The sequence below is a fragment of the Citrobacter sp. Cpo037 genome, from assembly GCF_030332945.1.
In the GTDB taxonomy this organism is placed as follows: Bacteria; Pseudomonadota; Gammaproteobacteria; order Enterobacterales; family Enterobacteriaceae; genus Citrobacter; species Citrobacter portucalensis.
The window spans coordinates 194,869-215,168 of record NZ_JAOWGW010000063.1 but is presented as its reverse complement, the minus strand read 5'-3'; the positions used below and the strand labels follow the sequence as shown (position 1 = coordinate 215,168).

At 53.6% G+C, this 20,300-nt stretch carries 16 protein-coding genes; 8 read left to right on the top strand and 8 right to left on the bottom strand.

Translation table 11 applies throughout. From position 1 onward, the window contains the following. Nucleotides 1-19: 19 nt before the first annotated feature. The 8 genes from prmA to acuI all read right to left on the bottom strand — a co-directional run bounded on the left by prmA (nucleotide 20) and on the right by acuI (nucleotide 7,625). Nucleotides 20-901 carry a 50S ribosomal protein L11 methyltransferase gene (gene prmA, locus OGX94_RS14140; RefSeq protein ID WP_003025221.1) on the bottom strand — a complete coding sequence of 294 codons (882 nt, stop codon included), beginning with the start codon at nucleotides 899-901 and terminating at the stop codon, nucleotides 20-22. 11 nt (nucleotides 902-912) lie between these two features. After that, nucleotides 913-2,364: a sodium/pantothenate symporter gene (gene panF / locus OGX94_RS14135; RefSeq protein ID WP_126317326.1), complete on the bottom strand. Its 1,452-nt coding sequence runs from the start codon at nucleotides 2,362-2,364 to the stop codon at nucleotides 913-915. Next, the gene (locus OGX94_RS14130) at nucleotides 2,354-2,596 is read right to left on the bottom strand and encodes a YhdT family protein (protein WP_003828839.1); all 243 of its coding nucleotides are present in this window, start codon (nucleotides 2,594-2,596) and stop codon (nucleotides 2,354-2,356) included. The genes panF and OGX94_RS14130 overlap by 11 nt, the downstream gene beginning before the upstream one ends. Before the next feature lie 107 nt (nucleotides 2,597-2,703). Next, the gene (gene accC / locus OGX94_RS14125) at nucleotides 2,704-4,053 is read right to left on the bottom strand and encodes an acetyl-CoA carboxylase biotin carboxylase subunit (RefSeq protein ID WP_003828838.1); all 1,350 of its coding nucleotides are present in this window, start codon (nucleotides 4,051-4,053) and stop codon (nucleotides 2,704-2,706) included. 10 nt (nucleotides 4,054-4,063) lie between these two features. Further along, nucleotides 4,064-4,534, bottom strand: coding sequence for an acetyl-CoA carboxylase biotin carboxyl carrier protein (gene accB, locus OGX94_RS14120; protein WP_003025210.1), 471 nt, complete (start codon nucleotides 4,532-4,534; stop codon nucleotides 4,064-4,066). A gap of 392 nt (nucleotides 4,535-4,926) precedes the next feature. After that, on the bottom strand, nucleotides 4,927-5,526 hold the full coding sequence (gene msrQ, locus OGX94_RS14115; RefSeq protein WP_003828835.1) for a protein-methionine-sulfoxide reductase heme-binding subunit MsrQ: 600 nt from the start codon (nucleotides 5,524-5,526) through the stop codon (nucleotides 4,927-4,929). Continuing rightward, nucleotides 5,527-6,531, bottom strand: a complete 1,005-nt coding sequence (gene msrP / locus OGX94_RS14110) for a protein-methionine-sulfoxide reductase catalytic subunit MsrP (protein WP_003828834.1) — start codon at nucleotides 6,529-6,531, stop codon at nucleotides 5,527-5,529. Nucleotides 6,532-6,650: 119 nt separating this feature from the next. After that, nucleotides 6,651-7,625, bottom strand: coding sequence for an acrylyl-CoA reductase (NADPH) (gene acuI / locus OGX94_RS14105; protein ID WP_003828832.1), 975 nt, complete (start codon nucleotides 7,623-7,625; stop codon nucleotides 6,651-6,653). Nucleotides 7,626-7,850: 225 nt separating this feature from the next. On the opposite strand from acuI, the gene csrD reads away from it, so the two are divergent. The 8 genes from csrD (at nucleotide 7,851) to tldD (ending at nucleotide 20,300) form a co-directional block, all read left to right on the top strand. After that, nucleotides 7,851-9,791, top strand: coding sequence for an RNase E specificity factor CsrD (gene csrD, locus OGX94_RS14100; protein ID WP_048236872.1), 1,941 nt, complete (start codon nucleotides 7,851-7,853; stop codon nucleotides 9,789-9,791). Nucleotides 9,792-10,097: 306 nt separating this feature from the next. Beyond that, nucleotides 10,098-11,141: a rod shape-determining protein MreB gene (gene mreB, locus OGX94_RS14095; RefSeq protein ID WP_000913396.1), complete on the top strand. Its 1,044-nt coding sequence runs from the start codon at nucleotides 10,098-10,100 to the stop codon at nucleotides 11,139-11,141. A 66-nt stretch (nucleotides 11,142-11,207) separates the two neighbouring features. Beyond that, nucleotides 11,208-12,230 (top strand): rod shape-determining protein MreC, encoded by a 1,023-nt coding sequence (gene mreC / locus OGX94_RS14090; protein WP_003828827.1) that lies wholly within the window; start codon nucleotides 11,208-11,210, stop codon nucleotides 12,228-12,230. Continuing rightward, nucleotides 12,231-12,719, top strand: a complete 489-nt coding sequence (mreD, locus tag OGX94_RS14085; protein ID WP_003025196.1) for a rod shape-determining protein MreD — start codon at nucleotides 12,231-12,233, stop codon at nucleotides 12,717-12,719. A 7-nt stretch (nucleotides 12,720-12,726) separates the two neighbouring features. Further along, nucleotides 12,727-13,320, top strand: coding sequence for a Maf family protein (locus OGX94_RS14080; protein ID WP_003828824.1), 594 nt, complete (start codon nucleotides 12,727-12,729; stop codon nucleotides 13,318-13,320). Then, nucleotides 13,310-14,779: a ribonuclease G gene (gene rng, locus OGX94_RS14075; RefSeq protein WP_003025190.1), complete on the top strand. Its 1,470-nt coding sequence runs from the start codon at nucleotides 13,310-13,312 to the stop codon at nucleotides 14,777-14,779. Before OGX94_RS14080 ends, rng begins: the two co-directional genes overlap by 11 nt. A 111-nt stretch (nucleotides 14,780-14,890) precedes the next feature. Beyond that, nucleotides 14,891-18,691, top strand: coding sequence for an AsmA2 domain-containing protein YhdP (gene yhdP / locus OGX94_RS14070; protein WP_257662141.1), 3,801 nt, complete (start codon nucleotides 14,891-14,893; stop codon nucleotides 18,689-18,691). A gap of 163 nt (nucleotides 18,692-18,854) precedes the next feature. Continuing rightward, on the top strand, nucleotides 18,855-20,300 hold the full coding sequence (tldD, locus tag OGX94_RS14065; RefSeq protein WP_003828819.1) for a metalloprotease TldD: 1,446 nt from the start codon (nucleotides 18,855-18,857) through the stop codon (nucleotides 20,298-20,300).

Genomic DNA, 20,300 nt, shown 5'->3' with positions numbered 1-20,300 from the left:
ATAACCACGCCGGATGGGATTATTTTTTCTGGCCGGTAATACGACACCACTCTTCTTTCTCGATAACCGGATCGAGCGTAAAGAGATCGGCATAGGCTTCACAGACGCTTTCCGCCTGGCTGGCAAGAATACCAGAAAGCCCAAGCAAACCGCCCTCAACGGGCAGTACGCTGATTAACGGAGCCAGTTCACGTAATGGGCCAGCAAGGATGTTGGCGACCACCACGTCGGCTTTCATCGCCTCTGGCTGGTCTTTCGGCAGATAAAGCTCCAGACGCTCAGAAACACCATTACGCTGGGCGTTATCACGGCTGGCCTGAATCGCTTGCGGGTCGATATCCACGCCAATGGCTTTCGCCGCACCCAGCTTCAGTGCCGCAATGGCAAGAATGCCGGAGCCGCAGCCAAAGTCGATAACCGTTTTACCGTTAAGATCAAGACCGTCCAGCCATTGCAGGCACAGAGAGGTAGTGGGGTGCGTGCCTGTGCCAAATGCCAGACCCGGGTCCAGCATCACGTTGACAGCATTCTCATCCGGGACATCGCGCCAGCTTGGGCAAATCCACAGACGTTCACCAAAGCGCATCGGGTGGAAGTTATCCATCCATTCGCGTTCCCAGTCTTTGTCTTCGAGCTGTTCGATTTTATGCGCGAAGCCTTCACCCAGCAGCGGATGCTGTTCCAGGATGGCAACCACTTCTTTCATGTCGGTTTCTGCATCGAACAAGCCGATAACGTCGGTATCACCCCACAGGCGAGTCTCGCCCGGCAGAGGTTCAAATACCGGCGTATCATGCGTATCCTGGAAAGTAATGGAAACGGAGCCCGCTTCCATCAGCGCATCGCTCAACTCTTCAGCGTTGGCACCGGTCGTGTTCAGTTTCAGTTGGATCCATGGCATGGCAAAACTCTTTATTTATCAGTAGTCAATATGGCGGCTTGCGGGACGGCGGAACCGAAACGGTTGCCTATCAGGAAAGCCAGCAAGCTTATCAGTAACGAGGGCACGATTGGGTGGAAGCCCAGGAACTGAACGTTAAAGGTGGCGAGTAGAGCATAAAGCACGCCGCCGACAATCATCGCGCTCAATGCGCCTGACGCGTTTGCCCGCTCCCAATAGAGGCCCAGCACCAGAGGCCACAGGAAGACGGCCTCCAGCCCGCCAAACGCCAGCAGATTCAGCCAGATAATCATCTCTGGCGGTTTCCAGGCGGCCAGCAACAGTAACGCGCCCAACAGCAGGGTAATCACTGCCGACATGCGTTTCAGCCGGGTTTCGTTTTCCAGCTGTTCCGGGCGAAGGTTCAGGTACAGATCCTTAATGATCGTAGCGGAACTTTGCAGCAATTGGGCATTGATCGTCGACATAATCGCAGCCATAGGTGCGGCGAGGAAAATCCCGGCAGCGACCGGCGGCAGGACTTTGACCATCAGCGTAGGGATAACCAGATCCGGTACCGTCAGGTCAGGGATGACCGCCCGTCCCAGGGCACCCGCCAGATGCATACCAAACATCAGGATCGCCACTACGATGGTGCCGATGATAATGCCGCGGTGCACCGCTTTACTGTCTTTATAAGAGATGCAGCGTACCGCGGTATGCGGTAGGCCAATCACGCCAAAGCATACTAACACCCAGAATGAGGTCATAAATGTGGGTGACAAAATGTCATCAGCGCCCTGCGGCGAGACCAGTTTAGGGTCGATAGTCTGCAGGGTTACCACCGCATTGCTAAGGCCACCGGCAGCATGAACGACGCCGACCAGCAAAACGATAGTACCAATCAGCATCACCATGCCCTGCATGGTGTCGTTCAGTACACTGGCGCGAAAGCCGCCGAACGCCGTGTATAACGCGATGCTGACGCCAAAAATCAGCAGACCGGTTTCGTAGGGGATACCCGCTGCGGTTTCCAGCAAACGTGCGCCGCCAATAAACTGTACGGTCATTGCCCCGACAAACGCGACCAACAGGCTGAGGCTTGCCAGCCATACCAGCAGGCGGCTCTGGTAGCGCGCAAATAGCATATCGTTGAGGGTAACAGCATTATAACGGCGTGCCAGAATCGCGAACTTCTTGCCGAGAATACCCAGCGACAGCCAGACGGCAGGCAACTGGATCATCGCCAGCAGCACCCATCCCAGTCCGTATTTGTAAGCGGCACCAGGACCGCCAATAAACGAGCTGGCGCTAATGTAGGTTGCCGTTAGCGTCATCGCTAACACGACCCCGCCCATGGAGCGGCTGCCAAGGAAATATTCATTCAGGAAGGTACCGGTAACTCTCTTACGCATGGCATAAACTGAGAGACCGAATACCACCAGAAGATAGGCGACCAGCGGTAAAATAACTTCAAGCTGCATCGTCATCCTCCAACGGAATGTCGCGATAGATAAACTTTACCATCGCCCAGCACAGCACGATAAAAACCAGCGGCGTTAACAGACAGGCCATTTCGAACCAGTGCGGTAAGCCGGTAAAACCCAGCGTTGAATCAGGTAAGTAAGCGGCCACTAACCATGTGACCAGATATAAAAGGGTTAGCCACAGCGCCCAGCGCGCCTCTTTATGGGCCTGAACAAAACGAGCGTCCATTTTTTGTCCCTTGTGGATAAAGAAAGCGGGGATTGTACCTTATGGCACGTGCGGGAGGGGAGAAAAACAAAAGGCCGGAATTTCCGGCCTTTTCGGTTAATGCACGCTTACTTTTCCTGAAGTCCGAGTTTTTTCTCCAGGTAGTGGATATTGGTTCCACCGTGCTGGAAGTGCTCATCATTCATGATACGGATCTGCAGGTCAACGTTGGTTTTGATACCGTCGATGATCAGTTCCTGCAATGCGTTTTTCATACGGGCGATAGCGACGTCGCGGTTTTCGCCATAGCAGATCAGCTTACCGATCATTGAGTCATAGTACGGAGGTACGGTGTAGCCTGCGTAAATATGAGACTCCCAACGCACACCAAAGCCACCCGGCGCGTGGAAACGCGTGATTTTACCCGGGCTTGGCAGGAAGGTGTTCGGGTCTTCGGCGTTGATACGGCATTCAACCGCATGGCCTTTAACCACAACTTCGTCCTGCTTGATGGACAGCGGTTGGCCCGCTGCGATGCGCAGCTGCTCTTTGATCAGGTCAACGCCGGTGATCATTTCGGTTACCGGGTGTTCAACCTGAATACGGGTGTTCATCTCAATGAAGTAGAACTCGCCGTTTTCGAACAGGAACTCGAAAGTACCCGCCCCGCGATAGCCGATATCAACACAGGCTTTGGCGCAACGCTCGCCGATGTAGCGACGCAGTTCCGGGGTAATGCCCGGCGCTGGTGCTTCTTCGACAACTTTCTGGTGACGACGCTGCATGGAGCAGTCACGTTCTGCCAGATAAATCGCGTTACCCTGACCGTCAGCCAGCACCTGAATTTCAATGTGGCGTGGGTTTTCCAGGTATTTCTCCATGTAGACCATATCGTTATTGAAAGCGGCTTTCGCTTCCGCTTTGGTCATGGAGATGGATTGTGCCAGTTCGGCATCGCTGCGCACGACGCGCATACCGCGACCGCCGCCGCCGCCGGAGGCTTTGATGATAACCGGGTAGCCGATGCGTTTAGCATGAGCGCGGTTAGCGTCCATGTCATCGCCCAGCGGGCCGTCAGAGCCTGGGACTGTCGGTACGCCCGCTTTCTTCATCGCGGTGATTGCAGACACTTTGTCGCCCATCAGGCGGATGGTGTCGGCTTTCGGGCCGATGAAGATAAAGCCAGAACGCTCTACCTGCTCAGCAAAGTTGGCGTTCTCAGAGAGGAAGCCATAGCCCGGGTGAATTGCCACCGCGCCGGTGATTTCAGCGGCGCTGATGATAGCCGGGATGTTCAGATAGCTTTTTACGGACGGAGCCGGGCCGATACAGACCGTCTCATCCGCCAGCAATACGTGTTTTAAATCGCGATCCGCACTTGAATGCACAGCGACAGTCTTGATGCCCAGTTCTTTACAGGCACGAAGAATACGCAGGGCAATCTCGCCGCGGTTGGCGATAACAATTTTATCCAACATGTTCGCCTCGTTATTCGATGACGACCAGCGGCTCGTCAAATTCTACCGGTTGACCACTTTCTACCAGAATCGCTTTAACTACGCCGGATTTGTCGGCTTCGATCTGGTTCATCATTTTCATGGCTTCAACGATGCACAGGGTATCGCCCGCATTCACTTTCTGTCCGATTTCGATGAACGCTTTAGCATCCGGGCTCGGGGTGCGGTAGAACGTACCAACCATTGGGGAGCGTACGATGTGACCACTGATTTCCGCTGCTGCCGGAGCTTCCATACTTGGAGAGGCAGTTTGTGCGACAGCGTTAGACAGAGCTGGTTGCTGCATCACTGGTGCAGCATAAGCCTGTTGCATCATCGGAAAACTTGCAGCTGGCGCTGCACGGCTGATGCGTACAGATTCTTCGCCTTCAGAAATTTCCAGTTCGGAGATGCCTGATTCTTCAACCAGCTCGATCAGTTTTTTAATCTTACGAATATCCATGAGTGGGTTCCGTACTCTTTGTTTAGTGAGATTGTGACAGGCGTTTTACCGCCGTCTGTATAGCATTTTTATAACAGTGAGTGACAAGATGCCACGCATCTCAGGCGCTGCACAGGGCGCTGCTGCCATTAAGTGAGATTGCCAGACTTGTTAGTCATTGTGCGGCTATCTTCTGCCATTTTCGGGTAAAAGACAAAATATACCTTCAATATGCGATTGTCACCCTTTCAGCGCCTTAAAAACGCTACCGGGGATAGCAAAGTCGCACATTATAACTATTTCGTAGCAATTGGCAGCTAAATACTGGTCTTATCAGGGAAGATAATCAACCGTTAACATGTAAAGAAAATCGGATCGTCAGTGTTTTGCAACGCACTGCACATATCGTGAAACTACCGCCACCACTGGCGAAACTTCTTGTAACGGCACGCTAACAGCACCGCAGCGATCGCTGCATAAATAATCGGTTGAGGGGAGATAATTTTAACCGACCACAGATAATGTATGGGTGTCAGGATCGCCACAAGATAGACGAAGTTATGCAAATACTGCCATTTTTTACCCAGCTTTCGCTGTGCAGCCTGCGTGGACGTTAAGGTGAGGGCGAATAATATGACCCAACTGGCAATGCCCAAGGTTAAATAAGGCCGCGTAATTAATTCCCGCCCTAACAACGCCAGATTATTAATGCCCAGTTCCAGTAATGCGTAGCTGGTTAAATGCAGCGTTGCCCAGGCAAAACACCATAGCCCTAACAGGCGACGTGTGCGTATCAATAATGGCTGTTTAGCGTAGCGCGCGAGTGGAGAGACCAGCAAGGTCGCCAGCAAGAATTTCAGAGCTGTCCTACCGGTAAAGTGCTGGATATCTTTGACCGGATCGGCGCTCAGGCCGCCGTGATTTACCGCCCAAAATAGCCAGATAAACGGCAAAAAACCGGCAAGATGCAGGCAAACTTTCAGCCCGGTAATGTGCTTTGCAGTCAGACGCACTTAAAAATTCTCCTGCAAATTGAGTCCGCGATACAGTGACGCAACCTCTTCGGCATAGCCGTTAAACATCAGCGTGGGCTGACGCTGTACGTCCAGAATACCGCCAGCGCCAATAAAACGCTCGGTGGCCTGGGACCAGCGGGGATGATCGACATGCGGATTCACGTTGGCATAAAACCCGTATTCATTGGGCGCGGCCAGATTCCAGGTTGTCGGAGGGCGTTCGCGCGTGAGTTTGATACTCACGATCGACTTAATGCCTTTAAATCCATATTTCCACGGCACAATTAAGCGAATGGGCGCGCCATTTTGTGGCGGAAGGGCTTTTCCATAAACCCCCACTGTAAGCAACGTGAGTGGGTGCATCGCTTCATCCAGACGCAGTCCTTCAACATAGGGATACTTCAACCCGCCGCCAATAAAGCGATCTTTTTGTCCCGGCATTTCCTCTGGTGCGTACAGCGTTTCGAACGCGACATACTTCGCATTGCTGGTGGGTTCCACCTGCGCCAACAGTTTATGTAACGGAAAGCCAATCCATGGCACGACCATTGACCAGGCTTCCACACAGCGCATCCGGTAAATCCGTTGCTCCAGCGGGAAACGGGTGGTCAAGGTGTCGTGATCGAGAGTGAGTGGTTTGGCGACCTCACCACTGATTTTTAATGTCCATGGATCGGTTTTCAGGCTACCCGCGTTGGCTGCCGGATCCGCTTTGTCGAGACCGAATTCATAGAAGTTGTTGTAGCCAGAAACTTTATCCGCTGGGGTTAAAGGAAGCGAATTTTGCCAGGCGGCGGGCTTGCTGAAATTAAGCGGCTTTCCCGCGGGCGCGGGCGGGCGGTCATTACCCTTAAACCAACTCAGAAGGTCAGCTTGCGCAGAGTGGGGTAAAGACAACGCGGCTGCGCTGATCCCTAATGCTTTCAGCACCTGGCGACGCTGCATAAAAAAAGCCGACTCGTCAGTGACGTCGGCTTCTGTAAATGGACGTAATTTCTTCATAACAGACTCCCGGCTTATGCGTCATAACTGACAGGGGACGCGTAGTTAATATGGCAGGGAGTCTGTAGATGTGCCGCGAAATTTCGTTAATTAAGTGTAAATTTCTGCGCCAGAGTCTGTTACTTCACCTTCACCAGCGTACGGCCTTGCACCTGGTTATTGATGATGGCATCGGCGAACTTCGGCGCATCCGCCAGCGTAATTTCCGTTGCCGCCTGAGCATAGAAAGATTCCGGCAGATCCTTAACCAGACGCGCCCAGGCTTCTGCACGGCGTGCCGGCGGGGTCATCACCGAGTCCACTCCTTGCAAACGAACGTTACGCAGAATGAATGGCATCACCGTGGTTGGCAGAGCGAAACCGCCCGCCAGACCGCAGGCAGCAACACAGCCGCCGTAGTTCATCTGCGCGAGGACTTTCGCCAGAACTTTGTCGCCAACGGTATCCACCGCGCCAGCCCACAGCTGTTTTTCCAGCGGACGAGACTCGGCAAACTCATCGCGACCAAGAATACGGTTTGCGCCCAGGCTTTTCAGGTAGTCGTGGGTGCTTTCACGGCCCGAAACCGCCGCAACCTGATAACCCAGCTTATGCAGTAACGCAACGGCCGTGCTGCCCACGCCTCCGCTGGCGCCTGTGACGACAATCTCACCGTCTTGCGGACGAATTCCTGCATCTTCAAGCGCCATGACGCAAAGCATGGCGGTAAAGCCAGCGGTACCGATGACCATGGCTTTACGTCCATCCAGCCCTTTTGGCAGCGCAACCAGCCAGTCGCCTTTCACGCGTGCGCGTTCTGCCAGTCCACCCCAATGATTTTCACCCACGCCCCAACCGGTCAGTAAAACCTCCTGACCCGCATGAAAACGGGGATCTTCGCTTGCGCGCACGGTACCGGCGAAATCGATACCAGGAATCATCGGAAAATTACGAATGATTTTTCCCTTGCCGGTGATAGCCAGGGCGTCTTTATAGTTCAGGCTTGACCAGTGGACATCCACCGTCACATCGCCTTCCGGTAGCTGATTTTCGTCGAGGGGTTGAACGGATGCGAGGGTTTTTCCGTCCTGCTGTTCTAAGATCAAAGCCTGCATAACCTGTCCTCAATTCGTATAGTGGATTGGAAAATTAATAATGAAGACTATACTCGCTAATCAAAACATGATGCCGATTCTGCGCAATAAATTGCCAGATATACCTGATTTGGTAGTATGCCCTCACAGTTTGTATAAATTGACGGATTTTGCCTTCAGTTTTGCATTTTAGAGTCGATTTATTACTTTCAGGCCTGTTTCATAACTGTCGGAGTTAACACAAGGATGCGATTAACGACGAAATTTTCAGCTTTTGTCACGCTGCTTACTGGGTTAACGATCTTCGTGACTCTGATCGGCTGTTCGCTGAGTTTCTACAACGCTATTCAATATAAGTTCACCACGCGCGTTCATGCGGTCGCGACGGCGATTGATACGCATCTGGTCTCCAGAGATGTCGTTGCGTTAACCCCGCAAATCGATGAGCTGATGGTTTCTGTTGATATCGTGCGCATCGAACTGTTGCAGGGCGGAAATGTGGTGTATGACCACTCACGCACCAGCAGCTACCGACCGGCAGGGACGAACAATCTCTACCGCGAGATTACCGTACCGTTGGTCAAGCATCCGGGTATGTCATTGCGTCTGGTTTATCAGGATCCAATGGGTAACTATTTCCATTCGCTACTGACCACCGCACCGCTCACGATAGCCATTGCTTTCATTATTCTGATGCTCTTTTTGTCTGTGCGCTGGCTTCAGCGCCAGCTTTCAGGTCAGGAACTGCTGGAGATTCGTTCCACGCGTATTCTGAACGGCGAGCGTGGACCGAACGTGCGGGGAACGGTCTATGAATGGCCTGCGCGTACCAGCAGTGCGCTCGATATGCTGCTGACTGAAATTCAAAATGCCCGCGAGCAACGCAGCCGCCTGGATACGCTGATTCGTTCCTATGTCGCGCAGGATACAAAAACCGGGCTAAGCAACCGCTTGTTCTTTGATAACCAACTGGCCACGCTGCTGGAAGATCAGGAAAAAGTAGGCTCGCATGGCGTCGTGATGATGGTGCGCCTGCCGGATTTTACGCTGCTGCGCGATAGCTGGGGAATCACCCTCGCAGAAGAACAAATCTCGACGCTGATCAATTTGTTGTCGACTTTTATGACGCGATATCCGGGCGCGTTGCTGGCGCGCTACCACCGTAGCGATTTTGCTATCCTGCTGCCACACCGCACGTTGAAAGAGGCGGAAAGCATTGCCGGGCAATTATTAAAAGCGGTAGATGCACTTCCGGCTAATAAAATGATCGATCGTGCCGATATGGTTCATATTGGCATTTGCGTTTGCCGCAGCGGTCAGTCGCCGGAGCAAGTGATGGATCATGCTGAAGCCGCCACCCGGAATTCGGTATTGCAGGGCGGAAATAGCTGGTCGGTCTATGATGACTCGCTGCCGGAAAAAGGTCGGGGCAACGTACGCTGGCGAACGCTTATCGAACAGATGCTTAGCCGGGGCGGGCCGAGAATTTATCAAAAGCCTGCCGTAACGCGTGAAGGCCGGGTGCACCATCGGGAGTTGATGTGCCGTATTTTTGATGGCAACGAAGAGGTCATTTCGGCGGAATATATGCCGATGGTCCTGCAATTTGGTCTGGCAGAAGAATATGACCGTTTGCAGATAAGCCGTCTGATCCTGCTTTTGGGCTACTGGCCGCAGGAAAATCTGGCGATGCAGACAACGGTTGAATCGCTTATTCGTCCACGTTTTCAGCGCTGGCTGCGTGATACGCTGATGCAGTGCGAAAAATCATTACGCAAACGCATAATTATTGAACTTGCTGAGGCAGATGTCTGTCAACATATCAGCCGGTTACAGCCCGTCATCAGATTGATGAATGCGCTGGGCGTGCGTATTGCCGTTACGCAGGCGGGGTTAACGCTGGTGAGCACCAGTTGGATCAAAGAGCTTAACGTTGAGTTATTGAAGCTGCATCCAAGTCTGGTGAGGAACATTGATAAGCGAACGGAAAATCAGCTTCTGGTTCAAAGCCTGGTGGAGGCCTGTTCGGGAACACCCACACAGGTTTACGCCACGGGCGTACGTTCGCGTAGTGAGTGGCATACGCTGACAGAACGCGGAGTTGCAGGTGGGCAAGGGGATTTTTTTGCCGCATCACAACCACTTGACACTAACGTGAAAAAATATTCGCAAAGATACTCGGTTTAACCTGCCGTTTAATTTGTTTTCACGTAGAATAACGCGCGCTGTGCCTTCTGGGGGTGTGCTTGCCTGCTCGCCAGGTTGTAACAGCAAACATGCAGGTGAATGACCTTTGACAGGTTGCAAACAAAAGCGAGGAGTGCTGCTGATTTATTCAGCCCTGATGGACTCAGGCCGGTTTTGTAACAAAGGAAACGAACTGCACTAATTTTCACCGTAGCAGATGATTTTTGCGCCTTGTCGCTGCTGCGTGTGGTTGGTAAAGTAAGCGGATTTTGTTTTCCGCCCCAGCTTTCAGGATTATCCCTTAGTATGTTGAAAAAATTTCGTGGCATGTTTTCCAATGACCTGTCCATTGACCTGGGTACCGCGAATACCCTTATTTATGTAAAAGGACAAGGCATCGTATTGAATGAGCCTTCTGTTGTGGCCATTCGTCAGGATCGTGCCGGTTCGCCGAAAAGCGTGGCTGCAGTAGGTCATGATGCGAAGCAGATGCTGGGTCGTACGCCGGGCAATATCGCTGCAATTCGCCCAATGAAAGACGGCGTTATCGCTGACTTCTTCGTGACTGAAAAAATGCTCCAGCACTTTATCAAGCAAGTGCACAGCAATAGCTTCATGCGCCCAAGCCCGCGCGTACTGGTGTGTGTACCGGTTGGAGCAACTCAGGTTGAACGCCGTGCGATCCGTGAATCAGCTCAGGGCGCAGGTGCTCGTGAAGTCTTCCTGATCGAAGAGCCGATGGCGGCCGCGATCGGTGCGGGTCTGCCAGTTTCTGAAGCAACCGGTTCAATGGTTGTGGATATCGGTGGCGGTACCACTGAAGTTGCCGTTATCTCCCTGAATGGTGTGGTTTACTCCTCTTCTGTCCGTATTGGCGGCGACCGCTTCGATGAAGCCATCATTAATTATGTTCGTCGTAACTACGGTTCCCTGATCGGTGAAGCGACCGCAGAACGTATTAAACACGAGATCGGTTCCGCTTATCCGGGTGACGAAGTGCGCGAAATCGAAGTTCGCGGTCGTAACCTGGCTGAAGGCGTTCCGCGCGGCTTTACCCTGAACTCCAACGAGATTCTGGAAGCCCTGCAGGAACCGCTGACCGGTATCGTGAGCGCAGTAATGGTTGCACTGGAACAGTGCCCGCCGGAACTGGCGTCTGACATCTCCGAACGCGGTATGGTGCTGACCGGTGGTGGTGCGCTGCTGCGTAACCTTGACCGTCTGTTAATGGAAGAAACCGGTATTCCAGTTGTTGTTGCTGAAGATCCGCTGACCTGCGTGGCGCGCGGCGGCGGCAAGGCGCTGGAAATGATCGACATGCACGGCGGCGACCTGTTCAGCGAAGAGTAATCGGATGCAGGTTGGGTAGCCCCCGCGGGTTGCCCTTCCGCTCTGATACGAGAATACGCATAGACTATGAAGCCAATTTTTAGCCGTGGCCCGTCGCTACAGATTCGCCTTATTCTGGCGGTGCTGGTGGCGCTCGGCGTTATTATTGCCGACAGCCGCCTGGGTACGTTTAGTCAAATCCGAACGTACATGGATACCGCCGTCAGTCCTTTCTACTTTATCTCAAATGGTCCTCGTGAATTACTCGACGGCGTGTCGCAAACGCTGGCTTCGCGTGACCAACTCGAACTTGAAAACCGTGCGTTGCGTCAGGAACTGCTGCTGAAAAACAGCGAACTACTGATGTTGGGGCAATACAAACAGGAGAACGCGCGTTTGCGTGAGCTGCTGGGATCGCCATTGCGTCAGGACGAACAAAAGATGGTGACGCAGGTCATCTCAACGGTTAATGACCCTTACAGCGATCAGGTCGTGATCGACAAAGGGAGCGTTAACGGCGTCTACGAAGGCCAGCCGGTTATTAGCGACAAAGGCGTAGTAGGTCAGGTCGTGGCGGTGGCTAAATTAACCAGCCGCGTGCTGCTGATTTGCGATGCGACGCATGCGCTGCCTATTCAGGTACTGCGTAATGATATCCGCGTAATCGCTGCGGGTAACGGCTGCACCGACGATCTTCAGCTCGAACACCTGCCGGCCAACACCGACATTCGCGTTGGCGATGTGCTGGTCACCTCGGGCCTGGGTGGACGTTTCCCTGAAGGTTATCCGGTTGCTGTTGTTTCTTCCGTTAAGCTGGACACTCAGCGCGCTTATACTGTGATTCAGGCTCGCCCGACTGCGGGTCTGCAGCGTCTGCGCTATCTGCTGCTGTTGTGGGGTGCCGATCGTAATGGCGCAAACCCGATGACGCCGGAAGAAGTACACCGCGTTGCTAATGAACGTCTGATGCAAATGATGCCGCAAGTTCTGCCTGCACCAGATACCATGGGACCGCCTGCGCCGATGCCAGCACCTGCAACAGGCGTGGCTCCAGCGCCCGCAGATACCACGCCGCCACAACCTGCTCCGCGTAAGCCGGGAGGACAGTAAGTGGCAAGCTATCGTAGCCAGGGACGTTGGGTGATTTGGCTCTCGTTCCTTATTGCACTGTTGCTGCAAGTCATGCCCTGGCCGGATGACATTCTGGTTTTCCGGCCAAACTGGGTGCTGCTCATCTTGTTGTATTGGATCCTGGCGCTGCCGCATCGCGTAAATGTGGGCACGGGATTTGTGGTGGGTGCCATACTGGATCTCATCAGCGGCTCCACGCTTGGCGTGCGCGCATTGTCGATGAGTATCATTGCTTATCTGGTCGCGCTGAAATTCCAGCTATTCCGAAACCTCGCGCTCTGGCAACAGGCGCTGGTGGTCATGTTGTTATCACTGGTCGTGGATATTATTGTTTTCTGGGCCGAGTTTTTAGTGATCAACGTCTCTTTCAGACCTGAAGTGTTCTGGAGTAGTGTAGTGAATGGTGTGCTTTGGCCATGGCTATTCTTACTGATGCGTAAAGTCCGTCAGCAGTTTGCGGTGCAATAAGGTTGATATGAATACTCTGTATCTTGCTTCAGGTTCTCCACGTCGTCAGGAGTTGCTCGCTCAGCTTGGTGTTACGTTTGAACGACTGGTCCCTGGGATTGAAGAACAGCGGCACCCGCAGGAAAGCGCGCAGCAGTACGTTTCCCGTCTGGCGCGCGAAAAAGCGCAGGCTGGCGTAGTAATGGCACAGCGCGATTTGCCGGTATTGGGTGCGGATACCATCGTTATCCTTAATGGCGAAGTGTTGGAAAAACCGCACGACGCCGACCATGCCGCAGCAATGCTGCGCAAACTGTCGGGCAAAACGCATCAAGTTATGACGGCCGTGGCACTGGCCGATCGCCAGCACAGTCTGGACTGCCTGGTAGCGACGGAAGTGACATTCAGAGCACTAACCGATGAGGACATCGCGGGCTATGTTGCCAGCGGTGAACCAATGGATAAAGCAGGTGCATACGGTATTCAAGGGTTGGGTGGCTGTTTTGTCAGGAAGATAAATGGCAGCTATCACGCCGTAGTCGGCTTACCGCTGGTAGAAACGTATGAGTTGCTGACCAATTTTAACGCACTGCGTGAGAAAAGGGATAAACATGACGGCTGAATTGTTGGTAAACGTAACGCCATCGGAAACTCGGGTGGCTTACATTGATGGCGGTATTCTGCAGGAAATTCATATTGAACGTGAGGCGCGACGCGGAATCGTAGGCAATATCTACAAAGGTCGTGTAAGTCGTGTACTTCCGGGTATGCAGGCGGCTTTTGTAGATATTGGACTGGATAAAGCCGCATTTCTTCACGCTTCTGACATCATGCCGCACACCGAATGCGTGGCGGGTGAAGAACAAAAACAGTTCACCGTACGCGACATTTCTGAACTGGTGCGCCAGGGTCAGGATCTGATGGTGCAGGTGGTAAAAGATCCGTTGGGAACTAAAGGCGCACGCCTGACGACGGACATCACGCTTCCTTCCCGTTATCTCGTCTTTATGCCGGGGGCGTCGCACGTTGGCGTATCCCAACGTATTGAAAGCGAAACCGAACGCGAACGCCTGAAAAAAGTGGTGGCGGATTACTGCGATGAGCAGGGTGGATTCATCATTCGCACGGCGGCGGAAGGCGTATGTGAAGAGGATCTTGCCTCGGATGCTGCCTACCTGAAGCGCGTCTGGACGAAAGTCATGGAGCGTAAAAAGCGCCCACAAACGCGCTACCAGATGTACGGTGAACTGGCACTGGCACAGCGCGTGTTGCGTGACTTTGCCGATGCGCAGCTTGACCGCATCCGCGTCGACTCCCGTCTGACCTATGAGGCGTTACTGGAATTTACGGCGGAATATATCCCCGAGATGACCAGCAAGCTGGAACATTACAGCGGGCGCCAGCCTATTTTTGATCTCTTTGACGTAGAGAATGAAATCCAGCGCGCGCTGGAACGCAAAGTTGAGCTGAAGTCCGGCGGTTATCTGATCATCGATCAAACCGAAGCGATGACCACGGTCGATATCAATACCGGCGCGTTTGTTGGGCATCGTAATCTCGACGACACTATCTTTAATACTAATATTGAAGCAACGCAGGCCATTGCTCGTCAGCTGCGTCTGCGTAACCTCGGCGGTATTATCATTATCGATTTTATCGACATGAATAATGAAGATCACCGTCGCCGGGTGCTGCACTCCCTGGAGCAGGCTCTGAGCAAGGATCGCGTAAAAACCAGCATTAACGGTTTTTCACAGCTGGGCCTGGTGGAGATGACACGCAAGCGCACACGTGAAAGCGTGGAGCATGTACTGTGCAACGAGTGTCCGACCTGCCATGGGCGTGGTACGGTGAAAACGGTGGAAACCGTATGCTATGAAATCATGCGCGAAATCGTGCGCGTACACCATGCATATGACTCTGACCGTTTCCTGGTTTATGCCTCTCCGGCAGTGGCTGAAACCCTGAAAGGTGAAGAGTCACATGCGCTGGCGGAAGTTGAGATCTTTGTCGGCAAACAGGTCAAAGTACAAATCGAACCGCTGTATAACCAGGAGCAGTTCGACGTCGTCATGATGTAAATCGTGTAGTGGCACCCGCGTATGTAAGCCGGATAAGGCGCAAGCGCCATTATCCGGCAATATTCACTCAAGGGGTGTGAGTCATATTTTTTGGTAGACAAGGAGAGGCGCGTGAGGCGATTGCCGGGGATTTTACTGCTCACTGGAGCCGCATTCGTTGTCATCGCAGCGCTGTTGGTCAGTGGACTGCGCCTTGCGTTACCTCATCTTGATAGCTGGCGCCCGGCCATTCTTGGCAAGATTGAATCCGCCACAGGTCTGCCTGTTTCCGCCAGCCAACTTTCTGCCAGCTGGCAAAATTTCGGTCCTACGCTTGAAGCGCGTAACATCCATGCGCAGCTGAAAGATGGGGGAGAATTTTCGGTAAAACGCGTCACGCTGGCGCTGGATGTCTGGCAAAGTTTGCTGCACATGCGCTGGCAGTTTCGCGATCTCACCTTCTGGCAACTTCAGTTGCGCACCAATACTCCTATCCAGCGCAGCAAAGGCGGAGATGGGATTGAAACCGGCCATCTCAGCGATCTCTTCCTGCGTCAGTTTGATCATTTCGATCTACGCGACAGCCATATCAGCTTTATAACCCTCTCAGGTCAACGTGCTGAACTGGCTATCCCCCAGCTTACCTGGCTGAACGGTAAAAATCGGCATCGCGCCGAGGGTCAGGTCAGCCTCTCCAGCCTGACCGGACAGCACGGCGTTATGCAGGTGCGTATGGATCTGCGTGATGACGAAGGGCTGTTGAATAACGGTCGGGTCTGGCTGCAGGCAGACGACATCGACGTCAAACCGTGGTTGGGCAAATGGATGCAGGATAATGTCGCGCTGCAAACCGCGCGTTTTAGCCTGGAAGCATGGATGACGATCAGCAAAGGCGTCGTTTCTGGTGGCGATGTCTGGCTAAAAAAAGGCGGGGCAAGTTGGCTGGGTGAAAATCGTACGCACACGCTCTCCGTCGATTATCTGACGGCGCACATCAGCCGTGAAGAAGCGGGCTGGCAATTCTCTATTCCCGATACCCGTATCACCATGGATGATAAACCCTGGCCGAGCGGGGCATTAACGCTGGCCTGGATCCCTGAGCAGGAAGTCGGTGGCGAGAATAACAAACGCAGTGATGAGCTACGCATTCGCGCCAGTAATCTGGAACTGGCCGGGTTAGAAGGACTGCGTCCGATGGCGTCCAGGTTATCGCCTGCGCTGGGTGATATCTGGCGGGCCACGCAACCCAGCGGCAAAATAGATGTGCTTGCGCTGGATATCCCGTTACAGGCGACAGAAAAAACCCGCTTCCTGTCCTCGTGGACCGATTTGGCCTGGAAACAGTGGAAGCTGCTGCCGGGGGCAGAACATTTCTCCGGTACGCTTGCGGGAAGCGTTGAAAATGGGGCGCTCACCGCCTCCATGAAACAAGCAAAAATGCCGTATGAAACCGTCTTCCGCGCGCCGCTGGAAATAGAGAACGGCGTGGCGACGCTAAGCTGGCTGAAGAATGATAAAGGCTTCCAGTTAGACGGGCGCAACATTGATGTTAAAGCGAAAGCGGTACATGCGCACGGTGGTTTTCGCTATCTGCAACCGGCTGATGATGAGCCATGGTTGGGCATTCTGGCAGGCATCAGCACCGACGATGGCTCTCAGGCCTGGCGCTACTTCCCGGAAAACCTGATGGGCAAAGAGCTGGTTGACTACCTCAGCGGCGCTATTCAGGGCGGCGAGGCGGATAACGCCACACTGGTGTATGGCGGTAACCCGAATCTGTTCCCGTATCTGCACAACGAAGGGCAGTTTCAGGTCCTGGTGCCGCTACGCAATGCGAAATTTGCTTTCCAGCCCGACTGGCCTGCGCTAACCGATCTTAATATCGAACTAAACTTCATTAACGATGGCCTGTGGATGAAGACGGATAGCGTCAATCTGGGCGGCGTGAAGGCCAGTAACCTGACGGCTAATATTCCCGACTATGCAAAAGAAAAGCTGCTGATTGATGCCGATATCAACGGGCCAGGCAAGGCGGTTGGACCTTATTTTGATGAGACTCCGTTGAAGGATTCTCTCGGCGCCACGCTGGAACAGTTGCAAATTGACGGTGATGTGAATGCTCGCTTACATCTTGATATTCCGCTAGACGGCTCGTTGGTTACCGCCAAAGGCGACGTCAACCTGCGTAATAACAGCCTGTTTATTAAACCGCTCGACAGCACGCTGAAGAATTTGAATGGTAAATTCAGCTTTATCAACGGCGATCTGAAGAGCGAGCCGATGACGGCGAACTGGTTTAATCAGCCGCTGAACGTCGACTTCTCCACCACCGAAGGGGCGAAAGCCTATCAGGTAGCCGTGAACCTGCAAGGCGACTGGCAGCCAACCCGCATGGGGATTTTACCGGTGCAGGTCAACGATGCCTTAAGCGGCAGCATGGCGTGGAATGGCAAGGTGGGTATCGATCTTCCGTATCATGCTGGGCCGACCTACGACATTGAGCTAAAGGGTGACCTGAAGAATGTAAGTAGTCACTTACCTGCTCCGCTGAATAAAGCGGCCGGTGAGGCGTTGCCGGTAAACGTTAAGGCTAACGGCAATCTGCGCAGCTTTGAACTGACCGGTAATGCTGGCAGTAAGAACCACTTTAACAGCCGCTGGTTGCTGAATCAGAAACTGACGCTTGACCGCGCTATCTGGACGTCGGAAAGCCGCACTGTGCCCGGGTTACCCGATCAGCAAGGCATTGAGCTTAATCTTCCCCCTATGGATGGCGCGCAATGGCTGGCATTGTTCCAAAAAGGCGCAGCGGATAACGTTGGCACTAATGCCAACTTCCCACAACGCATCACCGTGCGTACGCCATCGTTATCCCTGGGCGGTCAGCAGTGGAATAATTTGAGTATTGTGTCTGAGCCTGCGAGCAATGGCTCTATCGTACAGGCGCAGGGTCGTGAAATTAACGCCACGCTGGCGATGCGCAATAATGCGCCATGGTTGGCCAATATTAAGTATCTTTATTACAACCCCAGCGCGGCGAAAGCGTCACCGGGCAACACACCAGCCTCGCCGTTTTCCGCCGTGGACAACTTCAGCTTCCGCGGCTGGCCGGACCTTCAGTTACGCTGTGCCGAGTGCTGGATGTGGGGACAGAAATATGGGCGTATTGACGCCGATGTAGCAATTAAAGGCGACACGCTAACGCTGAGCAACGGTCTGTTGGATACGGGATTTGCCAGACTGACCACCGATGGCGTGTGGGTGAATGCGCCGGGCAAAGAACGAACGTCACTGAAGGGTAAACTGAGCGGTAATAAAATTGACTCCGCTGCCAGTTTCTTTGGCGTATCGACCCCGATTCGTAACTCTTCGTTCAACGTGGAGTATGACCTGCACTGGCGTAACCCGCCATGGGATCCGGATGAAGCTTCGCTGAATGGGATTTTGCGTACCCGGTTGGGCAAAGGTGAGCTTACTGAACTCAGCACCGGACATGCGGGGCAACTATTGCGACTGCTGAGCTTTGATGCGTTGCTACGTAAACTGCGTTTTGATTTTAGCGATACCTTCAGTGAAGGTTTCTATTTCGACTCGATTCGCAGTACGGCGTGGATCAAAGATGGCGTGATGCATACCGACGACACGCTGGTGGACGGTCTGGAGGCAGACATTGCGATGAAAGGCTCAGTGAACCTGGTCCGTCGGGAGCTGGATATGGAAGCCATTGTCGCGCCTGAAATTTCTGCCACCGTAGGGGTTGCCGCTGCGTTTGCTGTCAATCCGATTGTCGGCGCGGCGGTGTTTGCTGCCAGTAAGGTTCTGGGACCATTGTGGAGCAAAGTTTCGATTCTGCGCTATCGCATCACCGGTCCGGTCGATAAGCCGCAGATTAACGAAGTTCTGCGCCAGCCGCGCAAAGAAAGCCAGCAATGATTTGACGGGGGCGAGTAATTGCCCCAATCTCAGTACAGTGATCTTCTACCGCAGTCCGTAGGCCGGAAAAGGCGTTCACGCCGCCATCCGGCATTGAAGTGCCTGATGGCGACGCTGGCGCGTCTTATCAGGCCTACAACAGAAACTAATGAGTACCAAAACGATGAGTCTGAACCTGGTAAGTGAACAATTGCTAGCGGCGAATGGCCTGAAACATCAGGATCTGTTTGCCATTCTGGGCCAACTGGCCGAACGCCGTCTTGACTACGGCGATCTCTATTTTCAGTCGAGCTATCACGAATCCTGGGTTTTAGAAGACCGCATCATTAAAGACGGTTCTTACAATATCGATCAGGGTGTTGGCGTGCGCGCCATCAGCGGCGAAAAAACAGGGTTTGCCTATGCAGACCAGATTAGCCTGCTGGCGCTGGAGCAAAGTGCTCATGCTGCCCGTACTATCGTGCGTGACAACGGTGACGGCAAAGTAAAAACGCTGGGAGCGGTTGAGCATCAGGCGCTTTACACCTCGGTTGATCCGTTACAGAGCATGAGCCGCGAAGAGAAACTGGATATTCTGCGTCGCGTTGATAGCGTGGCCCGTGCCGCCGACAAACGCGTCCAGGAAGTAACCGCCAGCCTGACCGGTGTTTATGAACTGATCCTGGTAGCCGCGACCGACGGTACGTTGGCCGCTGACGTTCGTCCGCTGGTACGCCTGTCCGTAAGCGTACAGGTGGAAGAAGATGGTAAGCGCGAGCGCGGCGCCAGCGGTGGTGGCGGTCGTTTTGGCTACGACTATTTCCTTGGCGACCTCGATGGTGAAGTTCGTGCTGACGCGTGGGCGAAAGAAGCCGTACGCATGGCGTTAGTTAATTTGTCCGCGGTAGCAGCGCCTGCTGGTACGCTGCCGGTAGTACTCGGCGCTGGCTGGCCTGGCGTTCTGCTGCATGAAGCGGTCGGTCATGGTCTGGAAGGTGACTTTAACCGCCGTGGTACCTCGGTATTCAGCGGTCACATGGGTGAGCTGGTGGCGTCGGAACTGTGTACCGTTGTGGATGATGGCACAATGGCGGACCGTCGTGGCTCTGTGGCTATTGATGATGAAGGCACTCCGGGTCAGTACAACGTGCTGATCGAAAACGGTATTCTGAAAGGCTACATGCAGGACAAACTGAACGCGCGCCTGATGGGCGTTGCGCCAACGGGTAACGGTCGCCGTGAATCTTACGCGCACCTGCCGATGCCACGTATGACCAACACCTACATGCTGCCTGGGAAATCCACGCCGCAGGAAATCATCGAATCCGTTGAATACGGTATTTATGCGCCTAACTTCGGCGGCGGCCAGGTGGATATCACCTCCGGGAAATTCGTGTTCTCGACGTCTGAAGCGTATCTGATTGAAAACGGTAAAGTAACCAAACCGGTGAAAGGCGCGACGCTGATTGGGTCTGGTATCGAAGCGATGCAGCAGATTTCAATGGTAGGTAACGACCTGAAGCTGGATAACGGGGTTGGTGTGTGCGGTAAAGAAGGGCAGAGTTTGCCGGTGGGCGTGGGCCAGCCGACGCTGAAGGTGGATAACCTGACGGTAGGTGGTACTGCATAA